Below are 2,572 nucleotides of genomic sequence, written 5' to 3'. Positions count from 1 at the left end.
GTACAGGTGCTCGCGCCACTTCCGGTCGAGAACCGCGAGCACGACCCGGCGCTCCAGTTCCCGCATGAGCGGATTACCGTCCGGACCCACGCCCAGCGTGTCCTCACGCCGGTCATACGCGTCGTACGCGTCGCTCTGCAGGTCCTCGATCAGGGTTTCAGCCGTCAGCCCCTCACGCTCGTCCGGCAACGGAACCTCCACGCCGATCTGGTACAGCTCGCCCAGACCGGACCAGAGGGTGTCGAGATCCCATTCCTCGGGATATCCTTCCGCCGTCGCGCCGCGAACGTACGCCTCCACCGTGTCGTCGATGAAATGACGGACCTGTTCGTGCAGGTCGGCCCCTTCGAGAACCTTCCGGCGCTCCTCGTAGATGACGGTGCGCTGCTTGTTCATCACCTCGTCGTACTTCAGGACGTTCTTGCGTATCTCGAAGTTCTGGCCTTCGACCTGTGTCTGCGCGGAACGAATCGCACGGGTGACGATCTTCGATTCGATCGGCACGTCCTCGGGAATGTTGAGCCGGTCCATGATGCCCTCGACGGCCGCGGCATTGAACAACCGCATGAGGTCGTCGCCCAGCGACAGGTAGAACCGGGACTCCCCGCGGTCGCCCTGGCGGCCGGCTCGTCCACGCAGCTGGTTGTCGATACGGCGGGACTCGTGGCGTTCCGTACCCAGGACGTACAACCCGCCGAGCTCCAAGACCTCCTCGTGCTCGGCACCGACCGACGCGCGAGCCTTCTCCAGCGCCTCCGGCCAGGCCGCCTCGTAGTCCTCCGGGGTGTCGATCGGGCTCAGGCCACGCTGCCGCAGTTCCGCCTGGGCGAGAAACTCGGGGTTGCCGCCGAGCATGATGTCAGTACCACGCCCAGCCATGTTGGTGGCGACGGTCACGGCGCCCTTACGCCCCGCCTCGGCAATGATCACAGCCTCGCGCTCGTGCTGCTTGGCGTTGAGCACCTCGTGCTTCACACCGCGCTTGGTCAGCTCCTTGGACAGGTATTCCGACTTCGCCACGCTGGTCGTGCCGACAAGTACCGGCTGGCCGTTCTCGTTGCGCTCGGCGATGTCGTCGACGACCGCGCTGAACTTGGCGACCTCGGTCTTGTACACGACATCGGGCTGGTCGGCCCGGATCATCGCCTTGTTCGTGGGAATCGGCACGACACCGAGTGTGTAGATCTGGTGGAACTCCGCCGCCTCCGTCATCGCGGTCCCGGTCATCCCGGACAGTTTGTCGTAGAGGCGGAAGTAGTTCTGCAGCGTGATCGTGGCCAGGGTCTGGTTCTCCTGTTTGATCTCGACCTTTTCCTTGGCCTCGATCGCCTGGTGCATGCCTTCGCTGTAACGTCGACCGTGCAGCACGCGACCGGTGAACTCGTCGACGATGAGAACCTCGCCGTCCGTGACAATGTAGTCCTTGTCCCCGCGGTAGAGCTCCTTTGCCTTCAATGCGTTGTTGAGGTAGCCGACCAGCGGGGTGTTCACCGATTCGTAGAGGTTGTCGATACCGAGTTGGTCCTCCACCTTCGCCACCCCGCTCTCGGTGATGGCCACCGTCCGCTTGCCCTCTTCCACCTCGTAGTCGACATCTTTCACCAGTGTCGGGGCGATACGGGCGAACTCGGTGTACCAGCGGGTCGGATTATCCGCCGGTCCGCTGATAATCAGCGGCGTCCTGGCCTCGTCGACCAGAATCGAGTCGACCTCGTCGACGACGGCGAAGTTGTGCCCGCGCTGCACGAGCTCCTCACCGCTCCAGGACATGTTGTCCCGCAGGTAGTCGAAGCCGAACTCGTTGTTGGTGCCGTAGGTGATGTCGGCCTCGTACTGCTGGCGGCGGACCGCCGGTGGCATCTGGGGATGAATCACACCGACCGTGAGCCCGAGAAAGCGGTGCACCCGGCCCATGTTCTCCGCGTCCCGCTGCGCCAGGTAGTCGTTGACGGTGACAACGTGCACGCCCTTGCGGGACAACGCGTTCAGGTAGGCCGGAAGCGTGGAGACGAGAGTCTTGCCCTCACCGGTCTTCATCTCGGCTATGTTGCCCAGGTGCAGGGCCGCACCACCCATGATCTGGACGTCGAAGTGCCGCTGCCCCAGGGTCCGCCGGGCCGCTTCACGTACGGCCGCGAATGCTTCGGGGAGAAGCTCGTCGAGGGTTTCTCCGTCGTCGATCCGCTGCCGGAACTCGTCGGTCATCGAGCGCAGCTCGGCGTCGGTGAGCCCCACGAAGTCATCCTCAAGGAGGTTCACCTGCTCGGTGATGGCCTTGAGCTTGCGCAGAATACGACCCTCGCCGGCACGGAGGATCTTCTCGAGTACCACGGGTGAAACTCCTCGGGCGGCTTGTCGGCTGGGTCACCTACACAACGACACTAGGCTAGACCCCCGGTGCTGATCGATCCTCCCCGTACGGCGGGTCGGACACCCCGTGCGGCAGGTCGGACAACCCGCCGTGCAACCTCGCCCGCCGAAAGAGAATCGATCATACTCTTTCTGCGCCGGGAGGCTGCGCGGGACCTCGTCTGACTGTAGATCGTCTGGCTGTAGATCCTTGCCCGGCTCG

At 64.0% G+C, this 2,572-nt stretch carries 1 protein-coding gene; it reads right to left on the bottom strand.

Annotated elements, in window-relative coordinates:
• A partial coding sequence (secA, locus tag DD1DGNOD_RS06235) for a preprotein translocase subunit SecA (protein WP_131769651.1) occupies positions 1-2,331 on the bottom strand: 2,331 nt, incomplete at its 3' end.
• Between the last annotated feature and the right edge of the window lie 241 nt (positions 2,332-2,572).

Origin of the sequence: Candidatus Protofrankia californiensis (assembly GCF_900634765.1) — a bacterium.
Classification (GTDB): Bacteria; Actinomycetota; Actinomycetes; order Frankiales; family Frankiaceae; genus Protofrankia; species Protofrankia californiensis.
This window is presented reverse-complemented; position numbering and strand designations above follow the sequence as displayed.